Genomic DNA, 12,647 nt, shown 5'->3' with positions numbered 1-12,647 from the left:
CTCTTACGTTAGGATGAGTGCGCTTACGTTAACATTTAGGAATTTAAACAATGAATAAAGTCCTAAACAGACTTACTGTTACCACTCTAGCGACTACCGCTCTTTATGGTGCTATCGCGTGGAGTACCAACAATCCAGCCCGAGGGAGCACATTCAACTATAGCTTTCAGACCAATACAGGTTATACGGGGACAGGGAGTTTCAGTTATCCCGCCGGCAGTCCGAGCGTGATTTCGGAAAACGGGTCAGGCCCGACCAATTTCTTACAATCCCTTTCGCTGTCGGTTTTCGCTCCCGATAACACCCTGCTCGGTAGTGCCAATTCCGTTGTCAATGGTGTATCTTCCAATAATTTTTTGCGTTTCGACTTTAATTCACTAACTGAAACGCTGTTCGTATACGATAATAGTACTGCCGCGTCGGGTAACGATCCTTATTACTTCATCAGCAATGTTGTCGATACTAACGGTAACCCCCTTCCGTCGGGGACTATAGATGCCAATTTTAACCTCTTCTCGTTTTCGTCCACTACAGGCACTACTTTTTTAGGCTCTACACCTAGCATTCAAGTCATTCCAGTCTCTTCTGTTCCCGAACCCGCTTCTGCCCTAGCTTTATTGACTTTAGGCGCGTTAGGAGCGGGTTCACTGCTGAAAAAACGGTAATTCTTAATTAAGAATAGATACCGTTTTTCTCCCGAATTCTCCATCCGTCCCCGTCGGCACCCAGATGGTTAATCTGGGTGGGTCGGCGGGTAAAAGGCAAGAGTGTAGAGACGGTTCGTAAATAGTGGTTACAGTCCTCGAAACGATTACCCGAAAGTAATTTCAGAATTAAGACACGAGCGCGAGTCTATAGATTTAGAAAATCTTGAAATCTTTTCTAGATAAGCGACTCGCTAGATTTAATATTAGTTTACAAACGGTTTCTTAATTTTTTCGCGGTCGAACTACCGTTTTCGGGAGGGGAGGGGCGATCGAGCTTTTTTCTACCTCCGACATCTCGCGATTGCGGGGAACCTCGTGGGTTAGGAAATCGTAAGCCAGTTTGGTATTGGGGAAAATCGCCCGGGCTTCTTCGAGGAGATTGGAGACATCGAGGGAGTTACCGGGAAAATAGCGGGGGCTAAAGTGCGTCATCAGGAGAAGTTTCACCCGCGCGGCGAGAGCTACCTGAGCGGCCATCGTCGAGGTGGAGTGAAGACTTTCAAACGCGAGTTGGGAATCCTGGTGGGCGAAGGTGGCCTCGTGAATCAGTACGTCCGCGTTCTCCGCTAGTTCGATCGCCCCGTCGCAGAAGATCGTATCGGTACAGTAGGCGATTTTCCGCCCGATCTCGGTTTCCCCGCACAGATCCGCCCCGCTAATCCGTCTGCCGTCGTCTAACGTCACCGTTTCCCCCTTTTTCAGTTTCCCGTAAATCGGGCCGGGAGGAATCCCTAACGCCGTCGCCCGTTCCACGTCGAAGCGGCCGGGGCGGTCTTTTTCCTCGATCCGGTAGCCGTAGGCGGGGACGCGATGTTTTAATAACCCGCAGGAAACGGTGAAATCTTCCTCCTCGTGGACCCTGCCGGGGGCGATCGTGTGAACGCGAACCCGATCGCCCAGATGCGTGTAGGAATACTTGGCACAGGCGCGCAGATATTCCGCCAAACCGCTCGGCCCGTAGATATCCACGTCCTGTCCCGATCCCGCCAACCCGCAACTAGCCAGTAAACCCATCAACCCGAAAATATGATCGCCGTGGAGATGGGTGATAAAGATACGGCGGAGTTGCGAGGTTTTGATGTCACTGCGGAGGAGTTGATGCTGGGTTCCCTCACCGCAGTCGAATAACCAGACTTCCGCCCTCTGCGGTAGACGCAGGGCGATACTGGAAACGTTACGGGAGCGGGTGGGAACGCCGGAACTCGTGCCTAAAAAGGTAATCTCCACGGAAATAGGGTTCGGTGACGCAAAGGATCTTTCTCTATCTTAATGGAGCGAGAGGAGTACCGTTACAGCGACCGTTTAACGGCGAGAGTGTCAAAAAGACCGTTCCCGTCGCTGGCGGCTCGTCCTTACCGTATTCAACTTTATCGCCCTCGCCCTCTTTTTCGGGCAGGCCATGACCGGGGCGAGGGATTGACTAGAAATCGCTCTCGGTTGGCAAAAACCCGCGAGCTATCGCCGCGATTTCCCGAAAAGTCTATTTCTAGTCACGATTTGCTTTTCCTGTCCCGAAATCGGGAGGGGGAAATCGGGGAATTTATGGACTTGTCGGACTCGAAGATGTCTGCCCTCCCAGCGGCCGGATAATCGTGGGGACGCATTGACTGTCGATCGTGTCGATCGCTTCCTCGCACCAGCCCATGATCCGGCCGATTTGCGGCAGTTCTTTTACGGGAGAGGGTTTGCCGACAACGAGATTGCTCCATGCCGCCGCCTGCACGATGGCGCCCTTGTTATTATCGTTAGAACAACCTTCGATTTTTCCCCAACTTTTCCCCCACATCGCTCCCTTCAACTGACCGTCCTTGATGCCGAGTTTATAATCGGGAGCGAAGATAAACGCCGCCAATGTTTTGTTAGTGTTATTGTTGAGACGCAGACAAAGTTCGCGATCGGATACAACAGAACTTTTGCTGGCGATAATCTGAAAGTTCGTGGGATCGCAATTACTCGTCGTCCCGCACATATGTTCGAGCGTGCTATTTTCGTTGAGCGCGAGATTCCCTTTGACAAAGAAAATCACTCTCGCTCCATTAGAGCTATCGATCGTGATCGAGTCATTCGCCTGCAACTCTAGGCTGTCGAACTCGTATTCGTAAAACGATACGTCTTTATCGTCAATCCTTCGGGTGGTCGCCGTGTCCACGATCAGGTTATTTTTATCCCTTCTCGGAAAAGTTATCGATAGTTTCCCGGAATTTCCCTTGGAGGTGTTGAACGCGAGCAGTTTGCTCCGATCGAGACTTCTCTGGCTCGTGGAAACATTGGCGGAGATGTCCGGTGTGGCGGGAAAGTTCAGGGCGGGTACAATGTTACCTTTCTTTTTCTCGTTCTCCTCGGCGGGGAAAAATTGCGCCCGATATTGGGGTTGGAGTTCGGGCGTAGATTGAAGGATCTTCTTCTTGCTATTATCGGGATTATTACTACTACCTTCACTAACGGAACCGTAGTTAATAAAACACTCTAACTTCGATCTCAACACATTATCCGGATCGGTTGTCTCGTTCACGAAGGCCTTCGGATCGCTCATCACCACGTCTCCTTGAAAGAGCGAACCCTTGCTGTAGGTAAAATTAGAAGCGGAAATGGTTTCCCCTTTATCTTCAATCCCTCCTTCCTGAATCCATAAAGCGGGGGCCGTGGTTCGGGTAAAAGCGACCGGATTGGAAGCGAGAACGGGCAGACTGACCACGAGGCGGTTTTCGGATTCACCGTTGTCGGTGGACGCGCCGGTACTCCAGGCTCTCTTACTAGAAAGGCCCGTTAAAGTGAGAATTCCCGTACCGATATGCTGGGTTAAATCGACGGAAGAAAAATCGGTAATCGGTTTATATTCGTATTTTTCGATCTTGTAATAAAGAAAGAGTTTGTTTGTCGTATCGTTGGTGAGCGTGTTTTTCGTGTCCGGGTTCTTTAAAATTGCCCGCATATCGTCCAACGCGTTGGAAACGCTTTTCGGCTGGGTCGTACAGGATGCGGAAGCGTTGAGAGCGCTTAATTCTTTCTGTAAATTTTTTTGGTCAGCGGTAATACCGGTAGACTCCGATGAGGGTAAACTCGCGTTCGCCCAACAATTCTCACCCGATGCACAGGTACTATTATATCTAGCCATTACCCGTACCGTGTTGAGATATTCCTGCACTCGGGCTAATCCGGCTTGGGTTCCCAGCAATCCATCCGATCTCGCTTTTTGGCTGACGGCTTTCGATTGATCTCCTTGGGAGATGGAGAGCATCATGATACCGCCACCGACGAGGATCAGTCCGATCATGATCGCGAGAGGTAGGGCGAATCCGGGTTCCGAGTTCCTAAGATGTCTAAGGAGGTAGAGTTTGAGACGGGTGTTCATAAGCGGAACAATAGAAAATAGTCAAGATATTTCCATTCTGACATTCTTTCCGAGAAAATTGGTGTAATGGTGAAACACGCGGGCGAGTGAGCCACATCACGCTCGAAGAGTGATGACGATCACGGTTCCCGCCCGATTCCGGGAGGAGGATTATAGCGCGAGGGGATCGACCAAAGTAAGCCGTGAGTCGGTTTCTCGCTCTCGGAATCGTCCTAACCTTACCTCGGGGTACTCTATCAAGATGGGGGGCGAGAGTCGGATAAATCGAGAGATCGAGCGCGATCTCGGGCGCGTCGTTTGTTTTTACCGAGCGATTTGGGAATACCCGTTTCCTGCCGGAATCCGCTCGTCTCGCGGCCCGATCGGGACGATGCCCCGGAATCAACTGTCGATCGGTAGTCGGGGCGATCGCTATTCGACCTACACTCGAAATTCAAAAATTGTCCCGTGGTTCAGGAGACACGAGCCAGGAGGGGGAATACAGAATAATCATCCCGAAAATTGCAGACGAAACCGATTTATATTTTTAAATCGCATTTTTTTTCGATTTTAGATTCTCGAAAACGAATCGATATAACCCCGAGAGAGCCTTTTTTTTATTTTTTTACAATTCGAGTTCCCGTGAGCCGATCGTGTAACGCTCGTTTCTTCTTCGTCCATGCCGCTAGAAAAAAACCGCCGTATAAAGGTATCGCCGAGAACAACTTACACCAATAGCGTCGATTCGCTCTCGCGAGGGATATCCTCTCTCCCCGCGCGTCCGTCACCGAGAGACGGAAAAATATTTTACCGATCGTCGCTTTAAAACAAATTTCAAAAAATACAAAATACAACCATTTAATCCCGATTCCCAAGAGCAAAAATAATAAAATCGCGATTTCCTCGTTAGCGAAACCGAGTTGCATTTTCGCGTGATAGAGAACAAGGGCGATCGCCAATCCTAAACCGATAAGGGTCGTTCCTAACGCGCTCGTTCCCGCCGCGTAGTACATCCAGAGTTTTTTCGGAATATAGAGATCTCCCGGGAGAGCGGGGAACCATTCCCGTCTGGATAGTTCCCGAAACCAGGCTAGTTCTCTAATCTGATTAAAGTCCAGGGGGAATCGATCGATAAACTCGAATTCCTGTAATTTTAAACAAAGATACCCCCCGGCGAGAGCGGCAATGATTAGCAAAAAAATCGAATCGAAAATAGAGGCTTTTAAGCGTGTCGAAAATTCGGCGGGAACGTGGGCGAGAGCGTCGGGAACGGGTGCGGGAACCCCTTTCGGTACGGCGACGGGAGACGATTTTACCTGATTTTCCGCCGCGACTTTCGGCACTCGATCGGGAACGGCTAACGGTCGCGAATCGGGGGATACCGTTTTATTCGACCAAGCTCTCGATAGGGCTTCTAAACGGCTTAAAAGTCCCGTTTTCGGGGACGTTCGATCGGGATCGGCTTTTAGCGCGTTAATTTTTCGCAGGAGGATCGAGGTGTTCGCGGGTCGATCGATCGGTTTTTCTGCCATTAATTCATCGAGAAAATCTGCCAGTGGCTCTGGAACGGCCGGCGCGTACTTCCGCCAGTGAAATTCATTCGTATTAATATCGTAAATCTTCGGATCGCTCGGATCTTTTCCCGTTAATAAAAAAACGAACGTTTTCCCCAACGCGTAAAAATCCGACTGCGGGACGGAATGCCCACTCGACTGTTCGGGAGGCGCGTAACCGGGAGTGTAAATCCCCGTGTTCTGTCCTCCGGCTAATACCGTTCCCGTCACCTGACGCGCCGCCCCGAAATCGATTAACACTAGCTGTCCGTCGGGTTTCAAAATAATATTAGAAGGCTTGATGTCGCGGTGAAAAAATTGATGGCGATGGACTTCGTGGAGAATTTTTCCCAACTGCGATAACCAATCGAGCGCGAGGGGCGGCTCGATCGGTTGGAACTTCCGCGAGCGTTCGTATTCTTCGAGATCGGTTCCCTCGATCTTTTCCATTACCATACAATGGAGGGCTTCTTCATCATCCCTGGGATAGTAGATAAAATAACTTTCCCCCCGCGGGATACCGGGATGGTTTAACTGTTGTAAAACTTTCGCTTCCTGTTGGAAGAGGGCGATCGCTTTCGGCGCCGTGTAGGTGAGAACTTTTAAGACTTTCGGATTTCCCTGGAGATCGATCGCCTCGTAGGTATTACCGAATCCCCCTTTCTCGCTCAATAACCTCGTTACTCGATATTTTCCCGCCAACAGCAGATCGGAACCACAGGACAGACAATAGCGGCTGTCGGTCTGGTTTTTCGGTTTCGGGCATCGCGGGTTGATACAGAAACTCATGAGATCTCTTGCGGAATTCAAAAATTGTCGTGTGGCTAGGGAGTCAGGAGTCAGGAGTCAGGAGTCAGGAGTCAGGAGGAAGAATACTATAGCTAAAAAATTTAAGAAACACCTATTTATCTTGTATAATCCTAGCTTTTGAAGTTTTTAGATCTTCAAAAACGAATTGGGCGAGAGGTCTATGGAAGTACGGAGCGATCGATCCGTAGAGCGCTCCCTAAATTATAGAGGGTTCTTTAAAGCGCCTGACACCGGCTCAACGTGTGCGCCAATTTATCGGCGATGCCCTCGATCCAGATCTCGTCCTGTTTGGTGTAACTGCGGGGGGCGTTGGCGCCGAGAATTAAGACTCCCTCGCGATCGATCGGTTGACAGATTAGCCCCTGAGTGTTCTCCGGCAGGGAATCGAACTCGATTTTGGCGGGATATAAATTTAAATTCACCAAATAGACCGCTTTCCCCGTTTCTAAAACCTTTTTGATAATCTGTCCCTCTTTTACTTCCCGATTCTCGCTCAAGATACCCCGACGTAAAAGAACCCGTCCCCGATAATACACGATCAGGGATTTTGTAACCGTGTTGGTCAGTAGTAAATGGGAAGCCCAGGCGAGTTCGACTTTTACCTCCTCGGGTAAATCTTCGGCGAGTTCCATTCCCTCGCGGCCGATTAGTGTCACCGCGTCCGGGAGACGGGGCTGAACCCTCTGCCAGATCAGTCCGACAAGGATGAGAACCCCGCTTAAAATCACCCCCATCACGTCCGATCTCGCTTGCGAGGGGCTGAGTTCGGGAGTGGCGAAACGGTTGAATAATAGCACGATCCCGCCGACGGTTCCCGCGAACAGGGGTAATAGTCGGAGAATTCGATCGGGGTCGCGCGCGGGATTTTTCATGGGGAAAACGGGAGCGATTCTAACAATTACAATTTATTGAGGGGAGAAAGCGACTTTATGGTAAATTTCGGTGAAATCGAGCGTTACCTGTACTGATTCTAGGATAATCTGACGATCTTCCGCGGTATATTCCTGAAAAGTCCAGTGTTTATCGCCGGTTTTGCCGAATCTCTCGCCGTAGATTCGCGTTTGCCCGATTAAGACATACTCTTGAAACGTGGGCAGGGTTCGATAGGCGGCGAATTTTCCCTCTTTATCGTAATTTTCGGTGGAAGGGGACAGGACTTCGACGATTAGAGTGGGATTGAGAATCGTGTCGCGGCGGTTTTCATAATAGATCGGGTCGCCGACGATCGCCATCACATCGGGATAGGTAAAAATCCGTCTTTCCGGTATCCAGAGACGGACATCGCCCATGTATACCCGAAAATCACGCTGTTTAAAGGCGATATTTAACTCGGTGTAAATATTGCCCGCGATTTGGTTGTGGTTCGTGGTTCCGCCGGTCATGGGTACGATCCGTCCGTCTAGATACTCGCTTTTATAGTCCGCCCGTTCTTCCCGCCGTAAATACTCCTCGATCGAGGTGATTTCGTTAGCGATCGCCGTCATAGAAGAATCCTCCTGACCTTAAAAAACAGAAATCCGGGAGAATCGAGACATTCCCGCCCGGTTTCTTGACTACAATAGCGAGGAAGAGCGCTTCCCCTCTCCCGATAAAACAGATAGGGCGGGTTCTCTGTCCCACCCCCCGGCGAAATCCGCTCGCTATTCCTCGCCCGGTTCTAGAATCCGTTGAAAGAGATAGCCCGTTCCCCTCGCGGTGAGAATTAGTTCGGGATTACTGGGATCGTCTTCCAATTTCGCCCGTAACCGCGAGATATGAACATCGACCACGCGAGTATCGACGTGACGTTCGGGAGTATAGCCCCAGACTTCCTGTAAGATCTCCGATCGGGAGAAAGCCTCGCCCGATCGACTGACCAACAGTTCCAGTAAACTAAATTCCATCCCCGTCAGACGGATGCGCTCGTCGCCCTTGTAGACCTGACGCTTGTTCGTGTCGATCTTGATCGAACCGATGTGGATCACCCCCGAACTGGGAATCCCCGGCGCGCCGTTTTTTTCCACGCGACGCAGGACGGAACGGATACGGGCTTCCAGTTCCTTCGGCGAGAAGGGTTTGACCACGTAATCGTCCGCGCCCAACTCCAGACCCGTGATCCGATCGGCTACATCGCCCAAAGCCGTTAACATGATGATGGGGATGTCCGATTCTTTGCGAAGTTCCTGACACACGCCGTAGCCGTCGAGCTTGGGCATCATCACGTCCAGTACCACCAGATCGGGATCGGTATTCCGGAAAGTCTCCAGGGCTTCCTCCCCGTCCGCGGCGGTCACGACATCGTAGCCGATCATCGAGAGGCGCGTCTCTAGAATGCGACGGATACTGGCTTCATCATCGACCACGAGAATTCTTTCTTTGTTGTTCTCCAATTTGCTCAACACTCCTTCGTTAAATCGTATGACAAATTTTGAAGTTAAATAATGAGCGCTTCTCTTTCTAGAATATCCTTTCCAGCTATCACTAACGCTAAAATTCTCCTTTTAATTTGTTTTTCCACCGATTCCTCTCGTGTCGGTGGATAGGGTATGGCTTTACCATCCTTAATTAAATTTGACAAGAGAATCGATCCCCAGCCGCTTTTCTTCATCATTTCTTAAAAACATGGCGAAATCGCGAACGGTTTATATCTGTAGTGCTTGCGGGGCCGAGTCCCCCCAGTGGTTCGGGAAGTGTCCGAGTTGTGAAACGTTCGGAACGCTAGAGGAACAGTTGATCCCGGCGGGAAACGGAAATCCTACTCGGGCCGGATGGCAGAACAGTCGCCCGAATAATAGCGGGGGCGATCGAGAACCCCGACCGCGGATTTCCGTCCGTTTCTCCGAGATCACCCAATACGAACAGGATCGTTTTCCCTCGGGGTACGGGGAGTTCGATCGGGTTCTCGGGGGGGGCATCGTTCCCGGTTCCCTCGTTCTCATCGGGGGCGATCCGGGCATCGGCAAGTCCACCCTACTGCTTCAGGTGACGAACCAACTCGCCCAACGACTGCCCCGTATCCTCTACGTTTCCGCGGAAGAATCCGGGCAACAGATCAAACTCCGCGCCGCGCGGCTGGGGGTGGGAGTGGTTCCCGTCGAGGGGGAGGAGGAGGAGAGTAACGGCAACGGCAAAAACGGCAAAAAAAGCCAGCCCGTCGAAACCCCGGAAAATCTCGACCATCATCTCTACGTGTTACCGGAAACGGATCTGGAAGAAATTTTACGGGAATTGGAGTCTTTAAAGCCGCAAGTTGCGGTTATCGATAGTATTCAAACGCTTTACTTCGGCGCGCTCACTTCCGCCCCCGGTTCCGTCGCCCAGGTGCGCGAGTGTACTTCGGCACTGATGCAGGTAGCCAAACGGGAGAATATTACGCTATTAATCGTCGGTCACGTCACGAAAGAAGGGGCGATCGCCGGGCCGCGGGTACTGGAACATCTCGTCGATACGGTGTTGTATTTCGAGGGCGATCGCTACGCGAGTCACCGATTGTTGCGATCGGTTAAAAACCGTTTCGGCGCAACGCACGAGATCGGTATTTTCGAGATGGTCGATCACGGTTTGGTCGAGGTAGAAAATCCCTCGGAACTGTTTCTCGGCAATCGCGACGAATTTTCCCCCGGTACGGCGACGGTGGTGGCCTGCGAGGGAACGCGGCCGATCGTGGTGGAACTGCAAGCGCTGGTGAGTCCGACTAGCTACGCGTCCCCCAAACGGGCGACCACGGGCATCGAATATAACCGACTGCAACAGATTCTCGCGGTGTTAGAGAAACGCGTCGGCATTCCCCTGTCGAAACTCGACGCTTACGTGGCTTCCGCGGGGGGGTTGGGAGTGGCGGAACCCGCGGCCGATCTGGGGGTAGCGATCGCCGTGGTGGCCAGTTTCCGAGATCGGGTGGTCGATCCGCGTACCGTTCTCATCGGTGAAGTGGGATTGGGCGGTCAGGTGCGTCTCGTCTCGCAGATGGAGTTACGGTTAAAGGAGGCGGCGAAATTGGGATTTAGACGGGCGATCGTTCCCAAGGGACAGGTTTATCCGGAGGATACCGGTTTAGAAATCGTCCCCGTCAGTAAGGTAATCGAAGCGATCGTCGCCGCCATTCCCGCGCAACCCCGTTTCGGCGGCGAGTTCGAGGGCGAAGAGGGGGAGGAGTTCGGGGAGGAATAACGGTACAATGCTAGGAATGCAAACTTTTTTAACTGGGAGGATTTCATTCGATGTCTGTAATCGCCGTTGTCGGTCTCGCCGCTTATCTGATCGTTTTCACCGGGATCGCGTTAGGTCTGTTCTTCGGTCTGCGCGCCGCTAAAATCATCTAGTTCGGCCGTAGGGAACGGGAATAATATCGTTCCCTACCTGTTTTTTTAAATCCTCGATCGAGGTTCGATCATGAGTGTACTTCCCGATTTAAAATCTCTCTACGAAGTCGATGATTCTCTCTGGCTAGAAGAAACGATCGCCCTCCTCAAAGCGAAAAAATTCGACGCGCTGGATCTAGAAAATTTAATCGAGGAACTGGAAGATTTTGGAAGCGAGAAAAAACATAGGGTAGAGAGTTTTTTAGAACAAATTATTAGACACGCTCTCTTACTTCAATTTTGGACAACCGAGCGAGCTTATAATCAAGGTCACTGGAAATCCGAGATCGTCAATTTTAAACAACAATTAAAACGCTATTTAACAACGAATCTACGTCAACACTTAGAGCGAGAGTTCGATAATATTTATGAAGATGCCGTCGAGTATGTTCGGGAAAAAACTGGCAACGAGGTAGAGTTTCCCGATACTTGCCCTTACACCCTAGAAGAGCTTCTCGCTCCCCGTTGGTTCCCCCCTCACGAGTAGAGTGTACAATGAGTGTACTTCCCGATTTAAAATCTCTCTACGAGGTCGATGATTCTCTCTGGCTAGAGGAAACGATCGCCCTACTCAAAGAGAAAAATTTTGACGCGCTGGATCTAGAAAACTTAATCGAGGAACTGGAAGATTTGGGAAGCGAGAAAAAACATCGAGTGGTAGGTTTTTTAGAACAAATCATTAGACACGTTCTATTACTTCAATTTTGGCAAGCCGAACGCGATTACAATCAAGCTCACTGGGAATCCGAAATCTACAATTTTCAAATTCACTTAAATAGATATTTGACGAAGAATCTTCATAAGCATTTAGAAGAGGAATTCCTGACGATTTACAAGGATGCGGTTGGCTACGCTCGACGGAAAACCAAAAATCGTGTTGATTTTCCCGATGAATGTCCCTACACACTGGAAAATCTTCTCGATCCCGATTGGCTACCACCCTACGAATAAATGCTGAAAAAGATACTACGATGGTTGATTATCGGGGGAACTTTATTTTTCGTTATCGCCACCCTGAAACATCATTGGGAAAATGTCACTTCGGTGAGAATAGAACCGCGGGGGTGGTGGTATCTATCGGGCGCGTTAGTTGTCACCTCGATCGCTCATATTTGGTCGGCGTGGGTGTGGACGTGGATATTGAAAAGTTTCCGACAACCGATGCGAACCTCGATCGCTATCGGCATCTATCTCGTCACCAATCTCGGTAAATATCTCCCTGGAAACGTGGGACATTTCTACGCGCGCATCGTGGCGGTTAATAAAATCGGAACCGATTGGGCGACCGCCAGTTTAAGCGTCCTTCTCGAACCGTTGTTAATGGCGGCCGCCGCGTTATCGATCGCCTCGATCGCCGGTAGTTTAGGCTGGATGAAAACCACTTCGGGTATCTGGCTAAATATTCTCATTTTGATCGCGATTCTCGTGGGAATCCAACCGCGGATCTTGAATATCCCGATCCGATTTCTCAACCGGGCCAAAAAGCTCGATCGAGAACCGGTGTATGTAGAAAACTATCCGATCGTTCCCCTGTTAGGAGAGATCGGTTTTGTCCTTCTGCGGGGGGGCGGATTTATTCTCGTTTGGATGGCCCTACAAACCGCCGAACCGAGTCAGATTTTCCCGTTACTCGGGGCGTTTAGTTTCGCGTGGTTATTGGGTTTAATCGTACCCGGCGCGCCGGGGGGATTGGGGGTTTTTGAAGCCACGGCGATCGCCCTTCTCGATAGTCAACGTTTTTCCCCCGGAACCGTTCTCGTCACCGTCGCGCTGTATCGTTTCATCAGTGTCCTCGCGGAGATCGTCGGCGCGGCATTGGGAACCCGGTTATGGAGAGAGCGATCGGGCTAGGAAGATGGGGGGATAGGGGAATTTTTCGGGGAAAAAAGCCCTGGGAAAAGAGAAA

The 12,647-nt window shown here is 50.7% G+C and carries 13 protein-coding genes; 7 read left to right on the top strand and 6 right to left on the bottom strand.

Going from position 1 to position 12,647, the window contains the following annotated elements; translation table 11 throughout:
- Positions 1 to 50: 50 nt before the first annotated feature.
- Positions 51 to 665 carry a PEP-CTERM sorting domain-containing protein gene (locus V0288_RS15660; RefSeq protein ID WP_332866065.1) on the top strand — a complete coding sequence of 205 codons (615 nt, stop codon included), beginning with the start codon at positions 51 to 53 and terminating at the stop codon, positions 663 to 665.
- A gap of 264 nt (positions 666 to 929) precedes the next feature.
- Here the strand turns inward: V0288_RS15660 and V0288_RS15655 are convergent, their stop codons facing one another.
- The 3 genes from V0288_RS15655 to V0288_RS15645 form a co-directional block, all read right to left on the bottom strand.
- Complete coding sequence (locus V0288_RS15655) at positions 930 to 1,934, bottom strand: ribonuclease Z (protein ID WP_332866064.1); 1,005 nt, start codon at positions 1,932 to 1,934, stop codon at positions 930 to 932.
- Between the two features lie 313 nt (positions 1,935 to 2,247).
- On the bottom strand, positions 2,248 to 3,981 hold the full coding sequence (locus V0288_RS15650) for a hypothetical protein (protein WP_332866063.1): 1,734 nt from the start codon (positions 3,979 to 3,981) through the stop codon (positions 2,248 to 2,250).
- Between the two features lie 674 nt (positions 3,982 to 4,655).
- Positions 4,656 to 6,380, bottom strand: coding sequence for a protein kinase domain-containing protein (locus V0288_RS15645; protein WP_332866062.1), 1,725 nt, complete (start codon positions 6,378 to 6,380; stop codon positions 4,656 to 4,658).
- On the opposite strand from V0288_RS15645, the gene V0288_RS15640 reads away from it, so the two are divergent.
- Positions 6,379 to 6,522, top strand: a complete 144-nt coding sequence (locus V0288_RS15640) for a hypothetical protein (RefSeq protein ID WP_332866061.1) — start codon at positions 6,379 to 6,381, stop codon at positions 6,520 to 6,522. The genes V0288_RS15645 and V0288_RS15640 overlap by 2 nt on opposite strands.
- A 94-nt stretch (positions 6,523 to 6,616) precedes the next feature.
- Here the strand turns inward: V0288_RS15640 and V0288_RS15635 are convergent, their stop codons facing one another.
- The 3 genes from V0288_RS15635 to rpaB form a co-directional block, all read right to left on the bottom strand.
- Positions 6,617 to 7,273 carry a cofactor assembly of complex C subunit B gene (locus V0288_RS15635; RefSeq protein WP_332866060.1) on the bottom strand — a complete coding sequence of 219 codons (657 nt, stop codon included), beginning with the start codon at positions 7,271 to 7,273 and terminating at the stop codon, positions 6,617 to 6,619.
- Between the two features lie 33 nt (positions 7,274 to 7,306).
- Entirely contained in the window at positions 7,307 to 7,885 is a 579-nt protein-coding gene (locus V0288_RS15630; RefSeq protein WP_332866059.1) for a Uma2 family endonuclease, read from the bottom strand.
- Between the two features lie 156 nt (positions 7,886 to 8,041).
- Positions 8,042 to 8,770, bottom strand: a complete 729-nt coding sequence (rpaB, locus tag V0288_RS15625; RefSeq protein ID WP_332866093.1) for a response regulator transcription factor RpaB — start codon at positions 8,768 to 8,770, stop codon at positions 8,042 to 8,044.
- Between the two features lie 232 nt (positions 8,771 to 9,002).
- Between rpaB and radA the strand changes: the two genes are divergently transcribed.
- The 5 genes from radA (at position 9,003) to V0288_RS15600 (ending at position 12,592) form a co-directional block, all read left to right on the top strand.
- On the top strand, positions 9,003 to 10,550 hold the full coding sequence (gene radA, locus V0288_RS15620; RefSeq protein WP_332866058.1) for a DNA repair protein RadA: 1,548 nt from the start codon (positions 9,003 to 9,005) through the stop codon (positions 10,548 to 10,550).
- 50 nt (positions 10,551 to 10,600) lie between these two features.
- Entirely contained in the window at positions 10,601 to 10,702 is a 102-nt protein-coding gene (gene petL / locus V0288_RS15615; RefSeq protein ID WP_332866057.1) for a cytochrome b6-f complex subunit PetL, read from the top strand.
- A gap of 70 nt (positions 10,703 to 10,772) precedes the next feature.
- On the top strand, positions 10,773 to 11,228 hold the full coding sequence (locus tag V0288_RS15610) for a DUF29 domain-containing protein (protein ID WP_332866056.1): 456 nt from the start codon (positions 10,773 to 10,775) through the stop codon (positions 11,226 to 11,228).
- Between the two features lie 8 nt (positions 11,229 to 11,236).
- Positions 11,237 to 11,692 (top strand): DUF29 domain-containing protein, encoded by a 456-nt coding sequence (locus tag V0288_RS15605; protein WP_332866055.1) that lies wholly within the window; start codon positions 11,237 to 11,239, stop codon positions 11,690 to 11,692.
- Complete coding sequence (locus V0288_RS15600; protein WP_332866054.1) at positions 11,693 to 12,592, top strand: YbhN family protein; 900 nt, start codon at positions 11,693 to 11,695, stop codon at positions 12,590 to 12,592.
- Positions 12,593 to 12,647: the final 55 nt, after the last annotated feature.

This window comes from Pannus brasiliensis CCIBt3594 (assembly GCF_036688125.1).
In the GTDB taxonomy this organism is placed as follows: Bacteria; Cyanobacteriota; Cyanobacteriia; order Cyanobacteriales; family Microcystaceae; genus Pannus; species Pannus brasiliensis.
Note: the sequence above shows the minus strand (reverse complement) of the source record. Positions and strands in the feature narration are given on the sequence as shown.

Excerpts from the sequence above, each read along its gene's own strand:
- V0288_RS15640 (WP_332866061.1), top strand. The coding sequence starts at position 6,379 with ATGAGATCTCTTGCGGAATTCAAAAATTGTCGTGTGGCTAGGGAGTCA.
- V0288_RS15610 (WP_332866056.1), top strand. The coding sequence starts at position 10,773 with ATGAGTGTACTTCCCGATTTAAAATCTCTCTACGAAGTCGATGATTCT.
- V0288_RS15605 (WP_332866055.1), top strand. The coding sequence starts at position 11,237 with ATGAGTGTACTTCCCGATTTAAAATCTCTCTACGAGGTCGATGATTCT.
- V0288_RS15650 (WP_332866063.1), bottom strand. The coding sequence starts at position 3,981 with ATGATCGGACTGATCCTCGTCGGTGGCGGTATCATGATGCTCTCCATC.
- radA (WP_332866058.1), top strand. The coding sequence starts at position 9,003 with ATGGCGAAATCGCGAACGGTTTATATCTGTAGTGCTTGCGGGGCCGAG.
- petL (WP_332866057.1), top strand. The coding sequence starts at position 10,601 with ATGTCTGTAATCGCCGTTGTCGGTCTCGCCGCTTATCTGATCGTTTTC.
- V0288_RS15645 (WP_332866062.1), bottom strand. The coding sequence starts at position 6,380 with ATGAGTTTCTGTATCAACCCGCGATGCCCGAAACCGAAAAACCAGACC.
- V0288_RS15660 (WP_332866065.1), top strand. The coding sequence starts at position 51 with ATGAATAAAGTCCTAAACAGACTTACTGTTACCACTCTAGCGACTACC.
- V0288_RS15635 (WP_332866060.1), bottom strand. The coding sequence starts at position 7,273 with ATGAAAAATCCCGCGCGCGACCCCGATCGAATTCTCCGACTATTACCC.
- V0288_RS15600 (WP_332866054.1), top strand. The coding sequence starts at position 11,693 with ATGCTGAAAAAGATACTACGATGGTTGATTATCGGGGGAACTTTATTT.
- V0288_RS15630 (WP_332866059.1), bottom strand. The coding sequence starts at position 7,885 with ATGACGGCGATCGCTAACGAAATCACCTCGATCGAGGAGTATTTACGG.